Genomic DNA, 23764 nt, shown 5'->3' on the forward strand with positions numbered 1-23764 from the left:
CAGCAAATTTATGCTTTTAATTGTGACACAAACTTGCGTATTTGCAAGAGGCCATCTTGGCGAGTGTCCGCATTTTGCAGAAGGGGGATGGTTTCTTCGATGGTTCGCACGATGGCGCTGCCTACGACAACGCCGTCGCAGATGCGCGAGAAACGCTCGGCCTGTTCCCTGTTCGAAATTCCGAAACCGATGGCGACCGGCGTGTCCGTAAATTCTTTGACCTGGCCGATGAACTCCTCGACGCCTTCAAAGAAACTGGACCGTTCCCCCGTCACGCCCAGCGAAGAAACGCAATAGATGAACCCTTTGGCCCCCGCCACGATGCTCTTGATTCTTTCCTTCGAGGTCGGCGCCACCAACGGGATGACATGGATCTCCGCGGCTTCCGCCCGGCGAAGCAGCTCCGCCGATTCCTCCACCGGCAGATCCGGTATGATCAGACCGCTGATGTCATGTTTCTTCACCTCATCGAAAAACCGGTCCAAGCCGAACTGCAGCACGGGATTGTAATACGTAAAAAGGATGAAAGGAAGCTTTACCCCGGCGCTGCGCGCTTTGACGGCGGCTTCCATGCAGGATCTGATGTTGACCTGATGCTTCAAAGCCCGCTGGGAAGCGCGCTGAATGACGGGTCCGTCGGCCAGAGGGTCGGAATAAGGGACGCCCAGCTCGACGATATCCGCTCCGGCCGCTTCCAATTGCGCGATGATCTCCACCGACGTCTCCACATCGGGATCGCCGATGGTCAGGAAAGGGATCAAGGCGGTCTCCCGCGCTTCCTTTAATCTGGAAAAGGTTTGGTCGATCAAGTTCATGCCTGTTTCCCTCCCGTGTACGCCATAATGGATTCAACGTCTTTATCCCCGCGCCCGGATAAGCAAATGACGACGAGGTCTTCGCTGCCGAGGCTTGGCGCCATTTTGACCACCTGCGCGATCGCGTGCGCGGATTCCAGCGCCGGGATGATTCCTTCGGTACGGCACAGCAGCTGCAGCGCGTCAAGCGCCTCCTGGTCCGTAACCGGCACGTATTTGGCCCGTTCGATATCCTTCAAATACGAATGCTCGGGTCCGACGCCCGGATAGTCCAGGCCCGCGGAGATCGAAAATGCCTCCTGAACCTGTCCGAACGAATCCTGGAGCAAGTAACTCATCGAACCTTGGAACACCCCTTTGGTCCCTTTGCTCATGGTTGCCGCATGAAAAGCCGTTTCGACGCCTTTGCCCGCAGCTTCAACTCCGATCAGCGCCACGCCCTTGTCCTCAATGAACGGATAAAACATGCCGATGGCATTGCTGCCGCCGCCGATGGCCGCGACGACATGATCCGGAAGGCGCCCTTCGGCTTCTAAAATCTGGCGGCGCGTCTCGTCCCCGATGATCCGCTGGAAGTTGCGCACCATCATCGGATACGGGTGCGGCCCGACGGCGGAACCCAAAATGTAAAAGGTGTCGTCGACGTTGCTCACCCAATACCGGAGCGCCTCGTTGCCGGCATCCTTCAACGTCCGCGATCCCGAGGTCACCGGTACGACTTCGGCCCCGAGAAGCTGCATCCGGAATACGTTTAATGCTTGGCGCTTTGTGTCTTCCTCGCCCATGAACACTTTGCATTCCATGCCGAGCAGCGCGGCGACGGTGGCCGTGGCCACCCCGTGCTGGCCGGCTCCCGTTTCGGCGATCACCTTGTTTTTGCCCATGCGTTTCGCCAATACGCCCTGCGCCAGCGCGTTGTTGATCTTATGCGCCCCGGTATGGTTCAGGTCCTCGCGTTTCAGATAAATTTTGGCCTTGCCCAGATGTTTGCTCAGCCGCTCCGCATAATATAGCGGGGTTTCCCTTCCCGAGTACTGCTTCAACAGATAGGAAAGCTCCTCCTGGAAGGAAGGATCCTCCGCATAGCGATGATAAGCTTCCTCGAGCTCTATGAGTGCATTCATCAGCGTTTCCGGAACGAACCGTCCTCCGAATTCGCCAAAACGTCCATTTTGATCCGGCAATTGAGTCATGCCTGCTTCACCCTTTCCACAAAAGCTGCAATTTTTTCGAGATCTTTCGTTCCGTTCGTTTCCACGCCGCTGGATACGTCGACGCCGTCCGGCGCATAATCCCGTACCAAACCCGCGACGTTGGAAGCGTTCAGCCCCCCTGCCACCAGCAGCGGAATTCCCTGCTTCCGGGTCCATTTTTGATATGCGGGGATTTTATCCCAAGCAAATGTGGTCCCCGATCCGCCTCCGTATTGGGGTTCGAACGTGTCCAGCAGCAGCGCGTCGATCGCCCCTGCATAGTCCTGAATAAGGATCGGATTCCCGTCCGATCGGTGCTGGGGCTCGACGGAGACGACTTTGAACAACTCCGCTTGAAAACGGTTTTTGACCTCCCGGCAAAAATCTGGGCTTTCCTGTCCGTGAAGCTGGATCACGTCCAGCGCGACCCGGGACATGACGTCCTCAAGCCGCTCCATGTCCGGATTGACGAATACGCCTACGGTGCGCGGGGCGGGAACGCCCTCCCAAGCCTTGGCGGTTTCGGCCATCTCGGCTGCCGCGCCGGGCGATACTTGCCGCCGGCTTTTGGCAAATACGAAGCCGATATAATCGATCGGCAGGTTATTCATAGATTTTAGCACTTCAACGCTTTGAAGTCCACAAATTTTTACCTTCGTTTTGTTCATGTTCGGTACACGCCGCCTTCCTCCGTAACGGGGCCCATCAAATCCCGAACCGCAGCCCCTACGTCCTGCTGGCGCATGAAATACTCCCCGATAAGAACGCCTGTCGCCCCTGTTTTCTTGAGGAACTCCATGTCGGGCACCCCGGAAATGCCGCTTTCGCTGATGACGGGCACGCCGTCCGGTACCAGCTTGCTCAGCGTCTCGGTGGTTGTCAACGAGGTTTCGAACGTGTGCAAATTGCGGTTATTGATGCCGATCAACGCGCCGTCCGCAAGGTCAAGCCGAAGCACCTGCTTCATCTCTTCCTCGCTGTGCACCTCGATCAGCGAATCGAGGCCTATGGAGGCCGCCGTTCTCATATACGATGAAATCTGTTCCGGCGTTAGAATGGCGGCGATCAGCAGGATCGCGTCGGCGCCAAGCAGCCGGGCTTCATAAATTTGAAGCTCGTCGATGATAAAATCCTTCCGGAGCAGCGGCAGGCTCACGGCCTTGCGCACCGCCTGCAAATACTCCCCTTTGCCCTGAAAATACGGCTCATCGGTCAGGACCGACAGGCAGTCCGCTCCCGCTTCTTCATAACCAAGCGCGATCCGGACCGGGTCGAAATCGGGGCGGATCAGCCCTTTGGAAGGGGATGCCTTCTTCACTTCCGCGATGAGCCCCATGTCCCGCTTTCTCCCGGCCGTCAGCGCCCGCGCAAAACCTTTGGTCGCGGGCATGTTCTCAATGGCTTGCAGCGCATGGTCTACCGATAAACGTTCCGCCAGCTTGGCTGCTTCCTCCCGTTTCGTCACGACAATTCGATCAAGATACATAACTCAGCTCTCCCGTCATTTGAATCAATTGCTGCAATTTAGCATAAGCACTTCCGTTATCGATCGCTTTCGCGGCGGCATGAACGCCTTCGGCGATGCTGTCCGCAAGGCCGGCCACATAAATGCATGCTCCGGCGTTGGCGAGCACAACGTCCCTGTACGGGCTTCGTTCGCCTTGAAGCACGGACTCGACGATCCTGGCGTTTTGCAACGCGTCCCCGCCCAGAACGGCCTCCAGCGGATGCACATCGAGACCGAGGTCGTGAGGGTGGATTTGGTAGGTCCGCACTACGCCGTCCCGCAGCTCCGAGACCTGGGTCGGCGCCGAAATGCTGATTTCGTCCAGCCCGTCGTGGCTGGTTACGACAAGCGCCCGTTTGGAGCCGAGCTCGCGAAGCACCTCCGCGATCGTTTCCGTCCGGTTGCGGTCGTAGATCCCAAGCAGCTGCCGATCCGCTCCGGCCGGGTTCGTCAGCGGCCCCAGCATGTTGAACACCGTCCGGACCCCAAGCTCCTTCCGCGGCGCCGCCGCATGTTTCATGGACGGATGGTACAGCTGCGCGAACAAGAAGCAAATGCCGATTTCATCAAGACAGCGTTTCGCCTGCTCGCTGCTCAGATGAATATTCACCCCGAGCGCTTCGAGCACGTCCGCGCTGCCGGCGCGTCCGGAGGCCGAACGGTTTCCGTGTTTGGCCACGCGCACGGAAGCCGCGGAAGAGATGATGGCCGACGCCGTGGAAATATTGAATTTGTGGATGCCCGACCCGCCCGTTCCGCAGGTGTCCAGCAGCTTTTCGTTGTCCGCCTTGACCGTGCTGGCCACGCTACGCATCGCTTCCGCGAAGCCCGTAATCTCATCGACCGTTTCGCCTTTGATCCTCAGCGCCATCAGCACCGCGCCGATCTGCGATTGCGTCACGCTGCCTTCCATGATGGACGACATCAGCTGCCGCGCTTCCTCGCGCGTCAAATCGCGCCCTTCGATCAACCGGTTTAAGCATGCAGGGATAAATCCGCCCGTACTCATACCTCATCTCCTCCTTCGGGTTTATGGCGTATATTCATAAAAATAATCCTGATTCAGCTGCTCCGTCATCGCCTGATCGGCCTGCGGGAACATCGCTTCGGCCACGCGTATCGACTTCAGCAGGGCTTTCGCCTTGTTGAGCGTTTCTTCGTACTCCTTCTCGGGCACCGAATCCCAGACGATGCCCGCCCCGGCCTGAACGAACGCTTTTCCTTTTCGGAAAATGATCGTCCGGATCGTGATGCAAGAATCCATATTGGCGTTAAATCCGAGATACCCGATCGCTCCCGCATAAGCTCCCCTGGCTTCCCGCTCCAGTTCGGCGATGATCTCCATGGCCCGCAGCTTCGGGGCGCCGGAGACGGTTCCGGCCGGCAGGCAGGAAAGGAAAGCGTCAAAAAAGTCCTTATCGTCGCGAAGCGTGCCGGAAACGTTCGAGACCATATGCATGACGTGGGAGTACCGTTCGATTTCCATGAACATGTCGCATTTGACCGTTCCGAACTTCGAGACGCGCCCCAGATCGTTGCGTCCCAAATCGACGAGCATCAAATGTTCGGCGCGTTCCTTCTCGTCCGCCAGGAGCTCCTGCGCCAGCCGTTCGTCTTCGTGCTCGTCGCTCCCCCGCGGGCGCGTCCCCGCTATCGGCCTCGTCTCCACGCGGTCGCCTTCGACCTTGACCAGCGCTTCCGGCGACGTGCCGACGATGATCTCCTCATGCATTTTCAAGTAGTACATGTAAGGCGACGGATTCAATGTGCGCAGCACCCGGTATACATGCAGCGGGGAAACTTCGGTTTCGATGTGGAAACGCTGGGACAGCACCACCTGAAAAATGTCCCCTGCCCGTATATATTCCTGGGCCCGCTCCACGTTTGCCATATACTGCTCTTTGGTCATGTTGGATTTGATGTCGCCGAGCGGGATGTCTGCCGGAATCGGACGACCGTTCACGTTCTCCCGCGGCCCATGGCTTTGCAGCTGCTCCGCGATTCGGTCCAGCTTCCCGTCGAGCTCCGCGTATTTGCGGCGGATGTCCTCATCCGTGTCGCCCGGATTGACATGCACGTTGCCTACCAGCAAAATCTGCTGCTTCACGTGATCGAATACGATGACCGAATCGCAGAACATAAACCGGATGTCGTCCATGCCCAGGTCATCCACCGCATGCGCCGGCAATTTCTCGTAATATTGCAGCAGATCGTAACCAAAAAATCCGATCGCCCCGCCCGTAAACGGCGGCAGCTCTTCGTGCTTCGGGCTGCGGTACCGGCGAAGCAGCTGCTTCAGCTCTTCCACCGGCCTGCCTTTCATCGATTCCTTGCTCCCTTGGCGCTCCAGCACGATTTCGCCCTTTTTGCCGTAAATCATCATAAACGGATCGGTGCCGATAAACGAATATCGCGCCCATCTGCTGCCGCCCTCCACGCTTTCGAGCAAAAACGCGCAGTCGCGCCCGGCGTACCGCTGGAAAATTCGGATCGGGGTTTCCATGTCGGCAAGCAGCCTTTTTACGACGGGGATCAAATTGTATTCGCGGGACAGCTTCAAAACCTGTTCAACGCCCGGATTCATCATTGGCCATATTCCCTCCTTCAGGTTGTAAGGACTTCATGTCGGCAGCGAATCGAGTTTTTTGATGTTGGACAGCAAAAAACCCTCTACCGAAGTAGAGGGTTTGACGTTCATTAAGTATATGGAAAGAGGGGTCCGTCAGCAGATCGGCTTCAACGGCGCCTTGCGGATCTATTGCCTGCAATCGGGCAAAAAACCTTCAAGGGGCGTTAAAACGAATGCCCGACACGTTCCAAGTTGCGATTCATATGGACTCGGCTCTTCTATACTCAACTAAGCTCAACTAAACTCTACTCGTCTCATGATTAACCGGAATCTCCATCCCGGTTCAATCCTGTTTCGGTTCCTGCAAAGGACTCCCTGTTGCTCGAACCATTAACCTACACTATACAGGATGAAACCTGTCCTGGCAAGCATACTTCCAAAAAAAGTTAGGATTTGGGAGCTGCCAAATCCGGGCGCAATTTTTGGGCCTCGTTCAAATACACGTGTTTCATTTCGCGTTGGCTTTTTTCGGTGTTCACCTGTACCATCAGCCGGATGCAGCGCGGAAGGCTGCCCTTCACCGGCACCTCCACGGAACACATCAAAGGCACCATCTCCCAGCCTTCGAGCTCCCGGATCGCTTTGGCCGGGAAGGCCGCGTCCAGGTCCTGGGTAAGCGTGATCCACACGCTGCAGATATCTTCGGGATCGATTTGGTTCCGCTCGACGATTTCGCGCATCAGAACGACGGTCTCGTCGAGAATTTCCCGCTCGTCGTTATGCCGGACGGTCGTGGCGCCCCTTATCCCTCTGTTATACATTGGCTTTTCCTCCTTTTCTAAGCTGCTTCAGGATATCTCTGACCAGCTGCTGCGGAATATCCTTCACGATGCTGACGGAGCCGATGGCATCCGGTACGATGAATACCATCGTGTTTTCCTTGAACTTTTTGTCATGCATCATCGCTGCCATCAGCTCTTCTTCGCCCAAATGGTCGGGCAAAATGACCGGCAAATTCAACGCTTTCAACATGGCCGTAGTGTCTTCGTACAGCCCTGTGCCGCGGCCGAGCGCCTCGGCCAACAGGGCCGAGCCGGCCATCCCGATCGAAATGGCTTCGCCGTGAAGGAATTCGCCGTACCCGGCGACCGCCTCGATGGCATGGCCGATGGTATGGCCAAGGTTCAATATGGCCCGCAGACCGCCTTCGCGCTCGTCCTGGGACACCACCTCCGCCTTGATGGCCACCCCGCGTTCGAGACCGTACCCCAGCGCTTCCCGGTCGAGCGAAAGCAGTTCCTGCGCATGGTCTCTGCACCAGTAGGCAAATGCGGCATCCCGGATAAGCCCGTGTTTGACCATCTCCGCCAAACCCGCGGACACTTCGCGCGGAGGCAGCGTCATCAACGTGTCGAGGTCGTACAGCACGAACTCGGGCTGATGGAAGGCGCCGATCATGTTTTTCGCCAGCGGATGGTTCACGGCCACCTTGCCCCCGACGCTGCTGTCATGGGCCAGCACCGTGGTCGGCATTTGAATGAATGCGATGCCGCGCATATAGGTAGCGGCCACGAAACCCGCCAAGTCCCCGACGACGCCGCCGCCGAGGGCAATGACCGAAGATTTGCGGTCCAAGCCGCCTTGGATGGCCGAAGTCATGACTTCCTCGAACACCTGCAGCGATTTGGAGCTTTCGCCCGATTTCACCACCGAGACGACCAGGCGAAAGCCGGCTTTCTCGAGCGTTGACTTCAGCGTATCCAGATGATGCGGGGCGACCTTGTCGTCGGTGACGATCAGATGCGGGCTTTTGACGGACAAACCGTGTTTGACCAGAAACGATCCCGCCTGCGGCAGCAGGCCGGCGCCGATATAAATCGGGTACGAGCGTTCTCCCAAATCCACATGTACCGTTCTCATATTCGCAACACTCCGCTTGCGATGAAGTTAGAAATACTCATGTTGCTTTCCCCCTTTAAACTGTTAAACGGTAAACGGCTAAAATCCGATGATATCTTTGCCCATTATAATATTTAACGGTAGGCCCTGTCACGCGTTGATTCAAAATTTGCCCGCCAGAGCACGATGGACGCAAGCTGTTGCCTGCAAATCCGCATACAAAAAAAGCCGGCCCTTTGAAATCAAGGGTCGGCGTCTTATTCTGCGCTGCTGCCGTTTGCGGTGAGTCTGCCGGCGGGCTTGGGGACGTTCTCCAGGTTTTCCACGGAATCCTGCACCATCCGGCTTAGCCGGATATCTTCGATGCCCAGAATTTGCCCGCATTCCTGAATCGTAATAAACCCGCGGCGGTACGCGGTAATGACCTGGCGTTTGTCCATGAATGATACGAACCTCCACTTTTGTGAGTTCCCATGTCAATCATAGTATCGGTTTGAACCGGCCTTCATTATACCTGCAATGGAACGTCAGCCTTTTTTCCGGTAAAAAAACGTTTCGGTCGGCTCGAGCCCGTATTGTCCCGGCGAAAAAATTTGCTCCGTGCTGCCGACGAACAAATACCCGCCCGGGCGGAGCGCTTCCGCGAATTTGTGGTACAGCTTGGATTTGGCTTCCTCCGTAAAATAAATCATGACATTCCGGCAGACGATCAAGTCATGTCCCTTTTCGAACGGGTCAAGCAGCAGGTTTTGCTTCCGGAACTCGACCTTCTTTTTCAGCAGCTCGCTGAATTTGAACAGGGCTCCATCCTGCGTAAAATAGCGGGCGGCGACGTCCTGCGGCACATCCTTGAGGGAACGCTCCATGTAGAGCCCCTGCTTGGCTTTGGCCAAAGCGCCTTCGTCGATGTCGGTCGCAACCAGCTTGGACGTATCCAGCAGGCCTTTGCCGTCGAGGATCATCGCAAGTGTATACGGTTCTTCCCCCGTGGAACAGGCCGCGCTCCAAACCTTAAGCCCCCGCGGACTTCCGCTGGCCAGCTCGGGAAGGATGATATCCCGCAAAACCTCCCAGCGGTTCGGGTTGCGCCAAAATTCGGATACATTGATCGTCATCCGGTCCAAAAATTCATAAAACAAGGATTTGTCCTTGGAAAAAGCCTCGAAAAAAGCGGCGAAACTCGTGTAACCGTTTTTAACGCGGAGCGTAGTCAAACGGCGTTTCATTTGCGCTTCCTTATATTCCGACAGATCGATGCCGGTGCTTTGCTTTACGTTTTCGATGAACATCATATAATCGCGGTCCGGCAGGGAAGTTCCGGCAGATTCCCCCCCGGTCGGCGGATACGGCTGCTTTACGTCCACGGCGAGATGGTCTTGTCGTATTCCACCAGTTCATGCGCTTCAAAAAAATTCGCGATCTCGCGCGCGCTGCTTTCCGGGGAATCGGAACCGTGGATCAGATTATGCGGGGTGTGCGAAGCGTAGTCGCCGCGGATGGTACCCGGCTGCGCTTCCTTTACGTTCGTTTTCCCCATCAGCATCCGCGACAGGGCGATGATATCGTCGCCTTCCCATACCATGGCGAAGACGGGGCCGGAAGTAATAAAGTTGACCAGGTTATCGTAAAAATCCTTGCCTTCATGTTCGGCGTAATGGCGTTTCGCCTGTTCCTGCGACACTTGCACCAGCTTGCCTGCCACCATTTTGAACCCTTTGTCTTCCAGTCTTGCGATGATTTTGCCGATTAAACCACGTTGTACTCCGTCTGGCTTGACCATTAAAAAAGTTCGTTCCATAAACTCACTCTCCTATTTTGACTCAAGTCGTAAGGTTAAGTATGGCAATCTTACAATATATAAAATCAGACTGATATTAACTTCGTCATACCTGCACTGGAAGGCGGCAAGGTGCTTTAATAAGAGCGTTTGGTCACGAAATGGGCGATGTCCCTCAAATTTTTCTTCGTCCGGTTATCCGGGAGACGCTCCAGCGCGCCAAGCGCTTTTTTTATGTAACGATCCGCCAAGGCTTCGGCTCGCGAAATGCCGCTGCTGGACTTGATCATCTGAATGGCCCCGGTCACGTCGCATTCCCCGTTGCGTTCGCGGATATAGCCGATTTCCCGCAACAGGGGAGCCTTCAGCTCTTCGTCCTGGAGGGCAAAAATGACCGGCAGCGTAATGTTCCCCTGCCGGATGTCGCTTCCCGGAGGTTTGCCGATCTGCTTTTCCGTCCCGCACAGGTCCAGCAGGTCATCCTGGATTTGAAAGGCCATGCCGACGTTGTATCCGTAACGGTACAGCAAATTGGACACTTTCTCATCCGCGTCGGAGGCCACGGCTCCGAGCTGGCAGCTGACCGCGATCAGAAGGGCGGTTTTGCGGCGAATCCGCAGCAGGTAGCGGCGCACGCTTTGCTCGGTATTGAAAAAGTCGCGGATCTGCTCCATTTCGCCGATGGACATTTCGACCATCGCTTTGGACAGGATTTGATGGATTTGCGGTTTTTCCAGCTGCGCTGCGATCATGAGAGCCCGGGCATAGATATAGTCGCCGGTGTACATCGCGATCCGGTTGTCCCATTTGGACTTGACCGTCAACTCCCCGCGGCGGGTATCCGCGTCATCGATCACGTCGTCATGAACGAGAGAGGCCATATGGATCAGCTCCAGCGGAACCGCCACATGCTTAAGCTTTTCCAAGTCGTAGTTTCCGAACTTCCCCCCCATCAGCACGAACACGGGGCGCAGCCGTTTGCCTCCCGCCTTCAGCAGATGCATCGACGTTTCGTTCAGCAGCTGATGCTCTCCTTCGATGCTGCGAAAGAGCTCGTTTTCAATGTAGTTCATATCTTTTTTCAGTAAGCCGAATATGTCTAATCTTTTCATTCCTTCACCCGTGTCAGCGTATTCTCAATCCGCATTTCCCTTTTGCAGCAGCAGAATTCGAGTTGTTTTCATGCAATAACCAGTTTTAGTTCATCATAGCACAGTTCATACGCAGATGACACTGTACCGGATTCAGGGTTTTTCCCGCTTGTGCGCGGCCTGCCCGCCGTCCCAGCGGGTAAACAGCCGATGTTCGATCCGCAGGCTGTCCAATATTTTGCCTACCTGAAAATCGACCAGATCGTCGATCGTTTCGGGATGAAAATAAAAAGCCGGCATGGCCGGAATCATTTTCACTCCGAGCCGGGCAAGCTTCAGCATATTTTCCAGATGGATGGCATGCAAAGGCGTTTCCCGCGGCACCAGGACGAGCGGTCGCCCTTCCTTCAGCATGACGTCCGCCGCCCGCGTCATCAGATTGTCGGAGGCGCCGCTGGCCACCGCGGACAACGTGCCCATCGAACACGGAACGATCACCATGCCTTCGACCTGATAGGAGCCGCTTGCAATGGTCGCGCCGATGTCCGCAATCGCGTGGTACGTCAGCTTGCCCGGAAGCCCGCCGAATTTGTCCTGCAGCGCCTGCTCCCGCCTGGCGGCATTCCATCCAAGTTCCTCGCCGAGGACCCGCCAGCCCGCATTGGAGACGACCAGATGAACCGGGTAACCTTCGCTTAAAAGAACCTCGATCAGGCGCACGCCGTAAACCGAGCCGCTAGCTCCCGTGATTCCGACGACCCAGCCCCGTTTTTTCGCATCGATCAATGGAACTGCACCACCAAGTCAATCAGCGTAAAGACAAAAACAACGATACTAAGCACGCTGTTCATGGTGAAAAACGAGGTCTGCAGCTTGCTCATATCATTTGGCGACAAAATGAAATGTTCATAGAATAGGATAAAATACGAAATGACCATCCCGGCGAAATACCACCAGCTCAAATCCGTCGCAAAAAAGAGGATGATAAAACCTGCCGCCGTGACCATATGAAAATATCTTGCGATTTTCAACGACCCGTGCAAGCCGAAGCGGGCAGGAATGGAGAACAGCCCTTCCTTTTTATCGAATTCCATGTCCTGAATCGCGTAAATCACGTCGAAACCCGCCGTCCAGAACGCGACGGAAACGTAGAGCAAAAGCGCCGTCCAGTCGATGTTGTTCGTCACGGCCACCCAGCCGCCCAGCGGAGCCAGCGCGATCGTAAGCCCGAGAATCAAATGGCAAAGCCATGTAAAGCGCTTCGTGTAAGAATAGAATACAAGGAAAAAGACCGCGATCGGAAGCAGCTTTACGGCAAGCGGGGACAATTCGAACGCCGCCCAGAACAACAATACGAAACAAACGATCGTAAACACGATGACTTCGGCCGTTTTGAGAAGCCCTGCGGGAATCGCCCGCCCGGCCGTGCGGGGATTCTTTTTATCGATGACTTGGTCGATCATCCGGTTCAAACCGAATGCGGCGCTCCGCGCCCCGAACATGGCCATCAATATCCAGCCGATTTGCGCCCATGAAGGCAGGTGGCCGTTTACGGTCACCGATCCCAGAATGGCCCCCATAAACGCAAACGGAAGTGCGAACAACGTATGTTCGATTTTGATCATTTCCAAAAAAACGCCGATTTTCTTAAACATGCCGATTCTCCTTAATCCCAATATGTAGTGCCGCGATGCCGCCAGTCAGGGGATAGGCCTTGACATGCTGTAACCCGACGTCCCGGAATATCGACGCCAGCTCCTCCCTTCCGGGAAAAAGCGCAAGCGAATCCGGCAGCCACTTGTACTGCTCGTATCTTTTGGCGAACAGTTTGCCCAGATTGGGCAGTACCTTTTGAAAATAAAAATAATAAATGCCTTTGAACGGCTGCCATGTCGGCTTGGACAATTCCAAGCAAACGACCATGCCGCCGGGTTTGACCACGCGTTTCATTTCCTGGAGCACCTGCACCAGATCCGGCACGTTCCGAAGGCCGAAACCGATCGTCGCATAATCGAACCGGTTATCCTCGAACGGCAGCTCCATCGCATTCCCCTGCACCAGCGTGATCTGGTTTTCGAGATGTTTGGCCCGGACCTTGCTTTCCCCTACCTTCAGCATGTTGGGGCTGAAATCAAGTCCCACCACTTGGCCGGTCCGGCTGGCCTCAGCCATGCTGAGCGTCCAGTCGCATGTTCCGCAGCACAGGTCGATGGCCGTATCCCCGGGTTTCATCGCCATCTTCTTCATCGTGAATTTGCGCCAGGCCTTATGCCTGCGGAAACTTAAAATGTCGTTCATGATGTCGTACTTGTGAGCGATGCTTTCGAATACGGATTGGACATGGTCGTATTTGTGGTCCTCCGTATGCGTTTTGGGCTCCGAAGCATTGATATTCATTAAGCAACCCTACCCTTCTCCGACGGCTGAACCGGAAGCGTGCAGCTGACGCTGGAACGGCTCCAGAACCTGTCCGATCTCGCGGAGGCAGCCGTCGCTTTTGGCGTTTTTCAAAACGGATTGGACGCCGTTTACCGCTTGACGCAGCCGTTCGGCCATATGCTCGGCCGCTTTGTATTTCAGCATCAGCTTTTTCCAGTCCTTGTTGTCGATTTTTCGTTCTCTCAGCGCCTCTTTATCCTCTTCATTGGCAACATCCAGAATGTGCCAGTAAGAGTAACTGTAAAGAAACGGTTCGCCGCCGCTCCGCTGCATTTCCCTCGCCACGGTTTCGCATTCGCTGACTTTGCGCAACAGAGTGCCCCACAACTCGTGAAGGGATTCTTCCAGCAGGGGCGTAAAAGAAAGAAACAGCTGCATATTCAGCTGCACCGTATGCCGCAAATATTCTTCTGCCGACAATAACAGGCTTTTCATTTTGCCGTACAAGTTCATCTTCAGCACATTTACGTCGCAAATGGCTTGGCTTAGGCGCGAAACGGCTTCGATTTGTCCCTTCTGGGACAAGAGCTGATAAAACCGGCTGCTGAAATAGTCTCCTGCGAGAACCTTCAGCTGGCGGGAACGCATAAAGCCTTCGCCCGGTTTGTCCTTTTGCGTATCAATCGTTTCATGCGTATCTATACCTAATTGAACGAGGGAAGTCACCAGCGAAAACAGCTCGCTGTGCATGCCGTGACTGCTGGTTCCCTGGTTCAGGAAAATGTATAAAAGCTGAACACGAGCGTCTGGAAAAGGCGGCAGCTCCGTATGTTTTTGGATCATGTCGTATTCGACATATTTCTTTGCTAGTTGGGGTACGCGGTACGGTTTCATCGTCAGCCTCCGAGCCTTATTTCTCTTGAATCACTTGCTAATCCGACGAACAAGATCATTTGTTCACAATCTTTTCTATTATATCACATGTTTTTTCCCCACGCACGGGTGGGGAAGCCTTATTTTTATATATCTACCCGCTAAAATATCCGCCGTAACGCTCTTTCCACAACAGGGTTTCGATCACGTGCAAACGGCTCTTTATGTATTCGGGCAGCGCCGCTTCTCCCGTCAGCCGGAGTTCGCGGTACATGGCCGAATCCCATGCGCTTCGTCCCGTGTCGGCCGCCAGGAGGAGATGGCGCGTATCCAGCCACGGATCCTCGGCCATCAGCCTCAGCTTGACCTGCTGGACGTTGCTTGTGCCCGAGAAGCAAAACGACAGGATTTCGGCGATGTTTTTGTACATTTCCGTTCGCGTCGTTTCGGGAGCGGGTACCGTCAGGTCGATGGATATCACGGGGGCATGCCATTCCACGCGGCGGATCGCCAGCGTCAAAGGCAGCGAATGCAGCACGTCGACGATGTTGTCGTCGCTCAATTCCCAGCCCTGCCGATGCAAAGCGACCGGCATCACCTGTTTGGGACGGGCCGGGGCGGCATCGGCATGCGGGGTTGCCCAAAATAAAGGCGGCGCCGTTCCCAAGGCAAGGATGAGCGCGGCGCATGGCAGGATATAACGGGTCATCTGGTAGTCCTCCTCGCTTGTTCGGTACTTATAGTTTAAGCTTCATTCCAGGAGTCCATACCTCGATTGCCCAACGAAAAAAAGCAGGCTATGCCTGCATTTAGCTGTCGCTTTCGATCACCCCGTGCTTGGTTTGAACCTCCGCCTTGCCGCGGATTTTCATGGCGGACGTATGATCCGTGAACTGGGCGATCAAAACCTCGCCTTTATCGAGCTTTTCGGTATGATGGAATTTCGTATCATGACCGCGGGTCAGCCCGATCACCTGCACGCCGTTTTCTTTCGCCTTCACGACGATGTAATCGTTGTTGTTCGGATTTTCCATATGAATTCCCTCCTTCCGCCATCATCTGCGCGACCGATTCTTTTCGTAAAATTCGATGCCGTCCTGGGAAAGATAATCAAGCAATATACTAAAAAGGAGTGAGCCCCATGATGAATAATTACGAACCTGCGCCGCTGGACGAAGAAACGATATCGAAGCTCCGGGAGTATGAACGCCAGCTCAGCCGGGAAGCAGGTTATCCCGTCGTCTTGATCGCATACGCGGACCAAGACCAAACCGCATCCCAATGAAGTACGCTTGAAAACTCCCCCGGCCGTTCCCTCTAGATCCGTCTCGTACCGTCCAGACAGAAAAGAAAAGGCCGTGAACGCCTGCGCGTCAAATCGGGTTGAACCGAAAAGCTTTGCAGGTACCCGAAACGTTGCTGCGGATCAAGATCTGCAGCGGCAGCCGGGTTCATCACGGTCTTTTTCTCACCAGCTTATTGGAAATATGTAGAAATCTTATTTGATTCCGTCTTTGAGCGCTTTGCCTGGTTTGAAAGCAGGGATTTTGCTCGAAGGGATTTCGATTTCTTCACCGGTTTGCGGGTTGCGTCCTTTACGGGCGGAACGCTCGCGAACTTCAAAGTTGCCAAATCCAACGAGTTGGACTTTGTCTCCGTTTTGCAGAGCTTGAGCGATAGCTTCGAATACCGCGTCAACGGCTTTCGTCGCATCCTTTTTGGACAATTCTGCAGTTTCAGCTACTTGGGAAATCAGTTCGGATTTATTCATGGTCATTTCACCTCCCCAAAGGTTCAATCAGTTGTTACTCACTCTTTCCGTTTTGCAGCAAAATATACGTTCATCTGCTGTTATTTACAGATAGAATCGCCGTAAAGCCAGTACAGCCGCAGGCGCGGACAAACTTATAGTAATACAGCGCCATTATAATTTCAAGAGTTTTAAGCTTTGGAACGGTTCAAAACATAAAAAGTAACGGCAAGCGCCAGCACAAGCACCGTTCCTTTGATAATGTCATGCGTAAAATACTGCATGTTCATCATGGTCAGGCCGTTGACAAGCACGCCGATCAGCACGGAGCCGATGAAGGTGCCGATGACGTTCGGCTTTCCCGCGCCAAAAACCGAGAAGCCGACGAAGACGGCGGCGACGGATTCCATCAGCAAGGGCGAACCTGCGTCGATTTGCCCCGAGCCGACGCGCGACGCATACAAAATGCCGCCGATGGCTGCAAAAATGCCCGAAGCGACGTAGGCGAGCGTGCGGACTTTTTTCACCTTGATCCCGGAAAGTCGCGCCGCCTCCTCGTTGCCCCCGGTGACGTACATTTGCCTGCCGTATTTCGTGCGCGTCAGGAAAATATGGACCGCCGCCACGGCAATGATCAACAAAACGGCGGAGATCGGGATGCCGAACCACTTCCCCTGCCCCAGCTGAAGGAAAGCGGCGCTCATTTCGCCTGGAGCTTTGGTGCCGTCGGGAAATTCCATATGATTATAGATGTTGTAGCCCTGCGCATAGGTTTTGTGGATGCCGCCGACGATGTACATCACCGCTAGGGTCGCCAGCAAATCCGGTATCCGCAGTTTAACGATCAGCAAAGCGTTCAGCAGGCCGATAAACGCCCCTGCAAGCAAAGAGACGATGATCACGACATAAACGGGCTGCTGGTACCAGATCATCAGCGAAGCGGCTCCTACGGTCGTCAGAGAGACGGTGGAGCCTACCGACAAATCGAAGCCGTCCACGACAAGGGAAAGCGTCACGCCGATGGCGACGAACGTCACGATCGTGATGGAGCCCAAAATATCGCTTAAGTTGCCGTAGGTAAAAAAGTAGGGGAGCCGGAACGAAAAAAAGGCGATCACCCCGATAATGACGACAACCGCCCCGTAACGGAACGCGTAATGCAGCAATTTATCCTTCATAATCTTCCTCCATGCCTCCGCTGGCGTAATATAAAAGCCGGGCCTGCGTGGCTTCGCCGCGCTTGAACACCTTGCTGACCGCGCCGTCCGCCATGACCGCGATCCGGTCGCCGATCCCGAGCCCTTCCGCCAATTCGCAAGTAAAATAGATGATGCCTTTTCCCGCTGCCGCGAGGTCGCCGATGATGCGGAAAATATCGCTTTTCGCCCCGATATCCACGCCTTTGGTCGGCTCGTCGAAAATGAATACTTCGGCGCCGCTCTCAAGCCATTTGCCGATGGCCAGCTTTTGCTGGTTGCCGCCGCTTAAATAGAGGGCAAGCTGATCGCCCGAAGCCGCTTTGACGCCAAGCGAACGCGCGATGTCCGAGCTGAGGCGCTTTTCTTTTTTGCGGGAAACGAAGCCGAAACGGCTCACCCGGTCGAGAATGGGCAGCGTCAGATTCAAATCGACGGACTGATGAATGAAAATGCCCTGCTTGCGCCGCTCTTCGGGCACGAGCACGATCCCGGCCTTGACCGCGTCCGCGGGCTGCCGGAACGACAGCTTTTTCCCGCGCATCTCGATCCGGCCCTCTTCATGCTTGTCCGCGCCGCCCAGTATCCGGGCAAACTCCGTTTTGCCCGCGCCGACGAGACCGACGACGGCGAGCACCTCGCCGCTTCGCACCTCGAGATCCGCCCCGCGGACTTTGTAGCCCCTACGGATTCCTTCGGCTTTAAGCAGCGGTTCGCCGATCTTCGTCTCCCGTTTCGGAAATTCCTCCTCGAACGTTTTGCCGAGCATATGGCCGATGATGCCTTCGGCGCTGATTTCGGACGCGGGCCCGGAGTGCACCTTCTGCCCGTCCCTCATGACCGTCACCCAGTCCGCATGTTCCAGCACCTCAGGGAGCCGATGCGTAATGAAGATGCAAGCCACGCCGCTATCTTTTAATTCATGCATGATTCTGAACAACGCCTTGCATTCGCCGTCGCTGAGCGGAGCGGTCGGCTCGTCGAAAATGATCGCCTTGGCGTCCTGCGCCACGATGCGGGCCAGCAGCACGATTTGCTTTTGCGCAAGGCTGAGTTCCGCGACCTTCCGATTCACGTCGATGTCCGCCCCAAGACGGGATAAAACGCTTTTCGCCCGCTTCGCCCGGTCCCCGGTCCGAATCCAAAGGCTCGATTCCTTGGAGGCAAGCGCGTCCAGCATCACGTTTTCCGCGACCGTCAGCTGCGGCACCAGAGCCGAATCCACCTCCTGGTAGACGCAGTGGATCCCGCTTTTTTTCGCGTCGGCGGGAGAGGCGATCCGGAGCGTCCTGCCATCCGCGGCTATGTCCCCGCCGTCCGCCCGGTAGGCCCCGGAAAGGATTTTCATCAGCGTGCTTTTCCCCGCCCCGTTGGCGCCGAGGAGCGCATGGATTTGCCCTCCCTTTGCCGTAAAATCCACCGCGTTCAGGGCCGGAACGCCGCCGAATTGCTTGGTGATCTTTTTCATTTCCAATTGGTATGAAGCTGTCAAAGCGGCCCCTCCTTTTTTCGCTCAAGGACTGTGGATCATCCTCATATGATTGAAAAGACCGTGCCTAAGCACGGCCTTTCAGCATGAAGCCCTGGCTTGACGTTCAGCCATTACTTGCCGTATTCCGCCATCCAATCCGCAAGGCCTTGCTTGCTTTCGCCCCAGCCTTTCACGTATTTGGACAGCTCCGTCGTCGAAATTTGCTCTTGAGGCAAAGCGTCGCGGGATACGTAAACCGGCTCCAGCACAACTTCGTCCTCGGTTTTGTCGCCATGCAGCTTTTGGTATCCGTATCTGACCTGGATGCGCCCGATGTCCTTCGGATCCACCGCGGCGGAGGCGACCCAAGGATTTTTCGGATCCTGGATCATCTGCAAATCTTCGTCGCTCATATCGATGCCGTATACTTTGATTTCGTCGCGTCCCGCTTGCTGGATCGCGCGGGCAGCCCCTTTGGCGAACTCGTCCCAGGCGGTCCAGACGGCCGAAATTTGGCCTTTCGGATACTGCTTCAGAATGGCTTCCATTTGCGTTTGCGTATCAAGGGCCGGATTTTGGGCCGTGCCGAACGTCGCGATCTCTTTGATGTCCGGATTTTCTTGCATGAATTTGCTGTATGCCGTCTGACGGCGTTCCATCGGAGCGAAGCCGGCGACCCACACCTTGACGATATTGCCTTTGCCGCCGATATCCTTTTTCATTTGTTCCAGCGTCAGCTCGGCCATTTTCCGGTCGTCCTGGGACAATGTCGTAGCGCCCGCCACGTGGACGTCTGCATCGAATACGACGACGGGGATCTTCTGGGACACCGCCTTCTGAACGCCCGGTTGCAAGAGCTGATCGCCATGGTCCGTCAGGATCAGGTCAAAACGCTGGGTAATGGCGGAATCGAGCAAGGATGCCATCTTGGCCTTGTCGTTGCCCGCAACGAATTTCGTCAGCTTGCCCCCGAATTTTTCGACTTCCTCGGTGACGCCCTGCACGTATTGCTGCGAGAACGTGCCTGTGTTGAATTCCATGATGAGCGCGACGCGTTTGCCTGCCAGCGGCTTGTCCGCATTGCCGGCAGCGTCCGCTTCGCCGCCGACGGTCGATGCGTTTTTTTGCCCGCAGGCGCTTGCCAGTAAAGCCAAAATCAGGAATAATGAGAGCAATGCCGCATTTCTTTTTCTACCGAATCGCATCGGTTCTTTCCCCCTTCAACTCTGTACAATGTAAAAATGTTATACATAATATAAGGCCTAAAACCAAGTATGTAAATAGGTTTTTAATTATTTACGCCATATTTTTGCAAAATTCGACTAAAAATGCCGTTCTCATCGGTATGATCAAGTAAAAAAGCAGGCGCGGCTGGGAATAACAACCGTTTTGACCCTGGAAACGAACGCAAAAAACCCCGCCGGCGGATGGCTCCGCCTGCGGGGTTTCGCATGCAGCGTTACAGGATGATGGCGATCAGGCCGCCCGATCCCTCGTTGATGATTCTGCCCAGCGTCTCCTGCAGCTTGTATCGCGCATTGTCCGGCATCATGGCGATCTTGCCTTGAATGCCTTCGCGTACGATCGAGTGCAGGGAACGTCCGAAGATGTCCGAATCCCAAATTTTGATCGGGTCGTTTTCGAAATCCTGGATGAGGTAGCGCACAAGCTCCTCGCTTTGCTTTTCCGTGCCGATGATCGGGGAGAACTCGGATTCGACGTCGACCCGAATCATGTGGATCGAAGGCGCCGTCGCTTTCAGCCTCACGCCGAAACGGGTTCCCTGACGAATAAGCTCAGGCTCATCCAACGACATTTCCGCAAGGGACGGCGCGGCGATGCCGTAACCGGTTGTTTTCACCATTTCAAGCGCTTCCGCGAACCGGTCATATTCGCGTTTGGCATGGGAGAATTCCTGCATCAGCTGGAGCAGATGATCCTTGCCGCGGATTTCGACGCCGACCACTTCCATCAGGATCTGGTCATACAATTCATCCGGCGCGAACAAGTCGATTTCCGCCACGCCCTGCCCCATGTTCATGCCGCTGAGCGCGGCGCGCTGGATAAATTCGTAATCCATGAATTGGGACACGACGCGGTCCACGTCGCGCAAACGGCGGATGTCCTTGACCGTATCGCGGACCGAATTTTCATAGTTGCTCCGGAGCCAGTGCTTTTCGTTCAGCACCATCACCCAGCTCGGCAGATTGACGTTGACTTCATGCACGGGGAATTCGTAAAGCACTTCGCGCAGCACGCCTGTCACGTCGTCCTCCGTCATCGTCGCCGCGCTGAGGGCCATGACCGGGATGTCGTATTTGTCGGCCAGTTCGTTGCGCAGCTGCAGCGTTTCTTCGCTGCGCGGACGGGTCGAGTTGATGACGAGCACGAACGGCTTGCCTACTTCCTTCAGCTCGGCGATGACGCGTTCTTCGGCTTCCACGTAGGAGCTGCGCGGGATTTCCGCGATGGTTCCGTCGGTGGTGACCACCACGCCAAGCGTCGAGTGCTCCTGAATGACTTTGCGCGTTCCGATTTCAGCCGCTTCCTGGAACGGAATCGGCTCCTCGAACCAAGGGGTGGAGATCATGCGCGGACCGTTTTCATCCTCGTACCCTTTTGCCCCTTCAACCGCGTAGCCTACGCAGTCCACCAGGCGGACGTTGACCTCCAGTCCCTCGGTTACCTTGATTTGCACTGCATTGTTCGGCACGAATTTCGGTTCCGTCGTCATGATGGTTTTGCCGGCCGCGCTTTGCGGCAGTTCATCCACGGCTCGTGCCCGGTCGGCTTCGCTTGCGATGTTCGGAAGCACGATGGTTTCCATGAACCGCTTGATGAACGTCGATTTGCCTGTTCGGACCGCGCCGACCACACCCAGGTAAATGTCCCCGCCGGTGCGTTCGGCAATGTCTTTAAAAATGTCCACTTTTTCCAAAAGAGATCCCCTCCTCATTTACTCCGAAGGAAAAATGCTTAAGAGCATCCCGCTTCGTGTTCCATCTGAAGCCTCGAGCCATTGCAACGGAATGGAGCCATACAATGTCGTCAGTAGTCCGCCGCCGGGGTCAGAATCGGATTGGAACGGCAAAGCGGCGATACTCGCTTTAGGCATTTGGACTAGTATCATATTATGTACCTATGAAAAACAATATGACGGGTATTTTGCAAAATCTCTTAACCTATAGAGAGTGTTCTAAAGCCCGTTCACGCCCGATTTCCGCCGCTCTTTAGCCCATTCCATAGATCCCGAGCTTTGCCCGGCCTCGTCATCCTTTCCAGTTATATGCGCCTTGCCGTCCATCTATGTAACTTATTTTGCGAAAACAAAGCGCGGAGCGCCGCTAAAAGAAGATTTTCTGAAGCCCTCCCCGAAAAATGCAAAAAGCCGCTCTTCGCAAGCGGATCGCTTGGAACAACGGCTATAGGAATCTATGGGGTTATTGGGACGAGGATCCGGGCGCGACGGCTACCGGCGCATCCCCGGACCATCGGTACGGCAGCGATTTGACGGGAACGTATTCCGATGCTTTCACCAGCTCTTCCCGCAAATCCTCCTCTTGGGTCGGCTTGAGGCCTTGCTTATCGATCAGCTGCATCATATCGAATGCGTAGTCGACGTAAACCGTGCCTGCCCGGTCCATGATAAAACGGACCTCCTGGCCGGAATAGACGCTTTTCAAACCGATATCCTTCAAACCTGCAAGCGAAGGGTCCACCGCATGAATATCCGGATAAACTTCGTCGCCGGCAGGGAGTTTCCCGTCATGCGCGATCTTGTATTGATTGACGAGACGCTGTACGTCGTTGACTTTTTGGACCGTGATCAGATCCATCACTTTGACCGTAGGTTTCGTTTCTTCGTCCTGAATGAGGAAGTAGGCGCTTCCGCCCTTCTCGAAGGCCGTCGACGGGATTTCATCGATGAATCCCTCTTTTTGCAGCTTATCCAGGTCGATCCGGAATTTCTCATATTTCGGCGTGTCCTGGTCCGCGTTCAATATCGGCAGCAGACCTTTTTCTTTTTGATAATCGTCGATCGCGGACTGGATGCGTTTGACGCTTTCGCGATACGACACCCTGTTTTCGTTTTTTTTCTCATCCGGGTACAAACATCCGGACAAGCTGACCGCAAGCAAAACCGCCATGACGGCGGCCGCGGCTTTCCGGAGGGTACCGGAACGTTTGGCGAAATGAGCCTGAATCACAATCATCATCCTTTATGTCGTGAAAATGTCAAATCGGGCAGGCATCACCAAAGGTCTTCCTGATCCCGCTGCCGCGCCGCCTCCAGCTGTTTGCGGATCGCGGCCTTCAGCTTGTCTTCAGGTATGGTGACTGTCACCGCTCCTTCGATTTTCGACTGGCAGGCCAGCCTTATCCCTGTATGGATCAACGAACCAAGCTTCCGGCTTTCCGCCTCCGACGGGGGAGACAGCTGCTCTTTGGCTTGATCGTCCACTTCGATTTTGCACATGAGGCAGCCCATTTTGCCGCCGCAGCGCGTCGGAATAGGGGCGCCCGCCCGGCGGGAAGCCTCCAGCACCGTCGTGCCGGGGCTTACGGCCGTCTTTTTGCCCGAAGGCTTAAACGTAATTTCATGCTTCATCATGCAACGGCTCCTCGGGCGCGACGCGAAAATGGCTGCCGTCTCCGCTTAAGCCGAGCAGTTTTTCGATTTGCACCGCATGCTTGCGCGACAGCCGGCAGGTTTCGAAGATGCGGCGGAGCAGCGGCATATGGCTCCCCAAATCGGTCGTCATCGTTGCGGCGATCGCTTGATACCGGTCGGGACGCTCCCTAAGCACGTTAAACACCAATTCATGTCCAAGCGGCATCAGGGGAATGGAAAAGCCTCCGATCTCAGCCGTTTTGGCTTCCGGGAGCAAAAGTTTTTCCACCAGAACCTCATAGCGGCTCCCCGACGCATGAACCTTAAAGCTGCCGACCAGTTCCATCAAATAATCGCCCAGCTTATAATGGCTGAGGGTGGAGTGATATGTATCCGTCCGGCTCACTTCGGGTTCGTCGACGGCCAAGTCGTTCAGCAGGCCGTGAAGCCGGCTTACGCGGACATCATCCGCATAGACGTCGATATCCCGGGGCATGGCGTCAAGACGCACGTTCTGGAGCAGAAGTCCGCAGCTTCCGCCGACCAGCCAGCAATTCCCGGCTTGCCCGAACCGTTCAGATAACTGCTGCAGCGCATGATGTAGTTCGGATGAAACCTGCATGTCCCACTCT

At 55.3% G+C, this 23764-nt stretch carries 27 protein-coding genes; 1 reads left to right on the forward strand and 26 read right to left on the reverse strand.

Translation table 11 applies throughout. The features are described 5' to 3' along the window. Positions 1–8 precede the first annotated feature (8 nt). The 18 genes from trpA to mtrB form a co-directional block, all read right to left on the reverse strand. Positions 9–815, reverse strand: a complete 807-nt coding sequence (gene trpA / locus AC27KL_RS05105; RefSeq protein WP_339324327.1) for a tryptophan synthase subunit alpha — start codon at positions 813–815, stop codon at positions 9–11. Further along, the gene (trpB, locus tag AC27KL_RS05110) at positions 812–2008 is read right to left on the reverse strand and encodes a tryptophan synthase subunit beta (RefSeq protein ID WP_339324326.1); all 1197 of its coding nucleotides are present in this window, start codon (positions 2006–2008) and stop codon (positions 812–814) included. The genes trpA and trpB overlap by 4 nt, the downstream gene beginning before the upstream one ends. Beyond that, on the reverse strand, positions 2005–2676 hold the full coding sequence (locus AC27KL_RS05115; RefSeq protein ID WP_339324325.1) for a phosphoribosylanthranilate isomerase: 672 nt from the start codon (positions 2674–2676) through the stop codon (positions 2005–2007). Before AC27KL_RS05115 ends, trpB begins: the two co-directional genes overlap by 4 nt. Continuing rightward, positions 2673–3494, reverse strand: a complete 822-nt coding sequence (gene trpC / locus AC27KL_RS05120) for an indole-3-glycerol phosphate synthase TrpC (protein ID WP_487169062.1) — start codon at positions 3492–3494, stop codon at positions 2673–2675. Before trpC ends, AC27KL_RS05115 begins: the two co-directional genes overlap by 4 nt. Next, the gene (gene trpD, locus AC27KL_RS05125) at positions 3484–4524 is read right to left on the reverse strand and encodes an anthranilate phosphoribosyltransferase (RefSeq protein WP_487169063.1); all 1041 of its coding nucleotides are present in this window, start codon (positions 4522–4524) and stop codon (positions 3484–3486) included. Before trpD ends, trpC begins: the two co-directional genes overlap by 11 nt. A 21-nt stretch (positions 4525–4545) precedes the next feature. Next, positions 4546–6102 carry an anthranilate synthase component I gene (gene trpE / locus AC27KL_RS05130; protein ID WP_487169064.1) on the reverse strand — a complete coding sequence of 519 codons (1557 nt, stop codon included), beginning with the start codon at positions 6100–6102 and terminating at the stop codon, positions 4546–4548. A gap of 428 nt (positions 6103–6530) precedes the next feature. Then, positions 6531–6905 carry a chorismate mutase gene (gene aroH, locus AC27KL_RS05135; protein ID WP_487169065.1) on the reverse strand — a complete coding sequence of 125 codons (375 nt, stop codon included), beginning with the start codon at positions 6903–6905 and terminating at the stop codon, positions 6531–6533. Beyond that, positions 6898–8004 (reverse strand): 3-dehydroquinate synthase, encoded by a 1107-nt coding sequence (gene aroB / locus AC27KL_RS05140; protein WP_487169066.1) that lies wholly within the window; start codon positions 8002–8004, stop codon positions 6898–6900. The genes aroH and aroB overlap by 8 nt, the downstream gene beginning before the upstream one ends. A gap of 236 nt (positions 8005–8240) precedes the next feature. Beyond that, positions 8241–8423 (reverse strand): hypothetical protein, encoded by a 183-nt coding sequence (locus AC27KL_RS05145; RefSeq protein WP_339324319.1) that lies wholly within the window; start codon positions 8421–8423, stop codon positions 8241–8243. Positions 8424–8510: 87 nt separating this feature from the next. Then, positions 8511–9275 (reverse strand): CheR family methyltransferase, encoded by a 765-nt coding sequence (locus tag AC27KL_RS05150; RefSeq protein WP_487169149.1) that lies wholly within the window; start codon positions 9273–9275, stop codon positions 8511–8513. A gap of 62 nt (positions 9276–9337) precedes the next feature. Next, the gene (gene ndk, locus AC27KL_RS05155) at positions 9338–9781 is read right to left on the reverse strand and encodes a nucleoside-diphosphate kinase (protein WP_036710027.1); all 444 of its coding nucleotides are present in this window, start codon (positions 9779–9781) and stop codon (positions 9338–9340) included. A 116-nt stretch (positions 9782–9897) separates the two neighbouring features. Continuing rightward, on the reverse strand, positions 9898–10872 hold the full coding sequence (locus AC27KL_RS05160; RefSeq protein ID WP_036710023.1) for a polyprenyl synthetase family protein: 975 nt from the start codon (positions 10870–10872) through the stop codon (positions 9898–9900). Positions 10873–11004: 132 nt separating this feature from the next. Next, positions 11005–11637 (reverse strand): UbiX family flavin prenyltransferase, encoded by a 633-nt coding sequence (locus AC27KL_RS05165; RefSeq protein ID WP_036710019.1) that lies wholly within the window; start codon positions 11635–11637, stop codon positions 11005–11007. Continuing rightward, positions 11634–12506 (reverse strand): UbiA-like polyprenyltransferase, encoded by an 873-nt coding sequence (locus AC27KL_RS05170; RefSeq protein WP_339324317.1) that lies wholly within the window; start codon positions 12504–12506, stop codon positions 11634–11636. The genes AC27KL_RS05165 and AC27KL_RS05170 overlap by 4 nt, the downstream gene beginning before the upstream one ends. Continuing rightward, a complete protein-coding gene (locus AC27KL_RS05175) occupies positions 12499–13248 on the reverse strand; it encodes a demethylmenaquinone methyltransferase (RefSeq protein WP_339324316.1) in 750 nt (249 codons plus the stop codon). The genes AC27KL_RS05170 and AC27KL_RS05175 overlap by 8 nt, the downstream gene beginning before the upstream one ends. A 9-nt stretch (positions 13249–13257) precedes the next feature. After that, the gene (locus AC27KL_RS05180; RefSeq protein WP_339324315.1) at positions 13258–14124 is read right to left on the reverse strand and encodes a heptaprenyl diphosphate synthase component 1; all 867 of its coding nucleotides are present in this window, start codon (positions 14122–14124) and stop codon (positions 13258–13260) included. A gap of 133 nt (positions 14125–14257) precedes the next feature. Then, on the reverse strand, positions 14258–14812 hold the full coding sequence (locus tag AC27KL_RS05185; protein ID WP_339324314.1) for a hypothetical protein: 555 nt from the start codon (positions 14810–14812) through the stop codon (positions 14258–14260). Positions 14813–14912: 100 nt separating this feature from the next. Continuing rightward, on the reverse strand, positions 14913–15137 hold the full coding sequence (gene mtrB / locus AC27KL_RS05190; RefSeq protein ID WP_487169067.1) for a trp RNA-binding attenuation protein MtrB: 225 nt from the start codon (positions 15135–15137) through the stop codon (positions 14913–14915). Between the two features lie 107 nt (positions 15138–15244). On the opposite strand from mtrB, the gene AC27KL_RS05195 reads away from it, so the two are divergent. Beyond that, positions 15245–15388 carry a hypothetical protein gene (locus AC27KL_RS05195; protein ID WP_487169068.1) on the forward strand — a complete coding sequence of 48 codons (144 nt, stop codon included), beginning with the start codon at positions 15245–15247 and terminating at the stop codon, positions 15386–15388. 213 nt (positions 15389–15601) lie between these two features. Here AC27KL_RS05195 and AC27KL_RS05200 read toward each other — a convergent pair whose 3' ends face one another. The 8 genes from AC27KL_RS05200 to AC27KL_RS05235 form a co-directional block, all read right to left on the reverse strand. After that, positions 15602–15874 carry an HU family DNA-binding protein gene (locus tag AC27KL_RS05200; protein WP_036710010.1) on the reverse strand — a complete coding sequence of 91 codons (273 nt, stop codon included), beginning with the start codon at positions 15872–15874 and terminating at the stop codon, positions 15602–15604. Between the two features lie 170 nt (positions 15875–16044). Further along, a complete protein-coding gene (locus AC27KL_RS05205; RefSeq protein ID WP_487169069.1) occupies positions 16045–17031 on the reverse strand; it encodes an ABC transporter permease in 987 nt (328 codons plus the stop codon). Further along, entirely contained in the window at positions 17021–18517 is a 1497-nt protein-coding gene (locus AC27KL_RS05210) for a sugar ABC transporter ATP-binding protein (protein ID WP_487169150.1), read from the reverse strand. The genes AC27KL_RS05205 and AC27KL_RS05210 overlap by 11 nt, the downstream gene beginning before the upstream one ends. Positions 18518–18651: 134 nt before the next feature. Beyond that, a complete protein-coding gene (locus AC27KL_RS05215; protein WP_487169070.1) occupies positions 18652–19725 on the reverse strand; it encodes a sugar ABC transporter substrate-binding protein in 1074 nt (357 codons plus the stop codon). Between the two features lie 254 nt (positions 19726–19979). After that, a complete protein-coding gene (spoIVA, locus tag AC27KL_RS05220; RefSeq protein WP_036710007.1) occupies positions 19980–21458 on the reverse strand; it encodes a stage IV sporulation protein A in 1479 nt (492 codons plus the stop codon). Positions 21459–21960: 502 nt separating this feature from the next. Beyond that, positions 21961–22734, reverse strand: a complete 774-nt coding sequence (locus tag AC27KL_RS05225) for a hypothetical protein (protein ID WP_487169071.1) — start codon at positions 22732–22734, stop codon at positions 21961–21963. Between the two features lie 38 nt (positions 22735–22772). Beyond that, a complete protein-coding gene (locus AC27KL_RS05230; protein WP_339325098.1) occupies positions 22773–23129 on the reverse strand; it encodes a 2Fe-2S iron-sulfur cluster-binding protein in 357 nt (118 codons plus the stop codon). Further along, the gene (locus AC27KL_RS05235; protein ID WP_487169072.1) at positions 23119–23754 is read right to left on the reverse strand and encodes a nucleotidyltransferase family protein; all 636 of its coding nucleotides are present in this window, start codon (positions 23752–23754) and stop codon (positions 23119–23121) included. Before AC27KL_RS05235 ends, AC27KL_RS05230 begins: the two co-directional genes overlap by 11 nt. Positions 23755–23764 lie beyond the last annotated feature (10 nt).

This window comes from Paenibacillus sp. YAE3 (genome assembly GCF_057546105.1).